Genomic DNA, 394 nt, shown 5'->3' with positions numbered 1-394 from the left:
GCCTGACCCGCCCCGCCTCCACCCCCGCGGTGGTCGTGGGGCGGGTCAGGCGACGAGGGAGAGGGAGACGCCCGCGGCGGGCGCCGCGGGCGCGGCGGACCCGGCGGCGCGCCCGCTCGAGGACGTCACGTCCAGCGGCTCCCCGGCGGCCCGGCGCAGCAGCTCCACCAGCGGCAGGCCCAGCGCCCCGCAGATCGCGGCGACGACCTCCGAGGAGGGCTCCTTGCCGCCGCGCTCGACCTGCGACAGGTGCGGCAGGGACACCCCGGAGGCGGCGGCCACGTCGGCCAGGGTGCGCCCCTGGTCGGTGCGCTCCTCGCGCAGCACCGCGCCGACCAGCTCGCGCAGCAGCGGGGCGGGCGGGGCGGCGGGGCGCCCGCGCACGGGCAGCAGG

Annotated in this window: 1 protein-coding gene; it reads right to left on the bottom strand. The window is 82.0% G+C overall.

Features of this window, described 5'->3' with window-relative positions; genetic code table 11:
* Positions 1 to 45 precede the first annotated feature (45 nt).
* On the bottom strand, positions 46 to 394 hold a 349-nt coding region (locus GTR00_RS22640; protein WP_240900834.1), incomplete at its 5' end, for a helix-turn-helix domain-containing protein.

Source organism: Kineococcus indalonis, from assembly GCF_009906395.1.
Classification (GTDB): Bacteria; Actinomycetota; Actinomycetes; order Actinomycetales; family Kineococcaceae; genus Kineococcus; species Kineococcus indalonis.
This window is presented reverse-complemented; position numbering and strand designations above follow the sequence as displayed.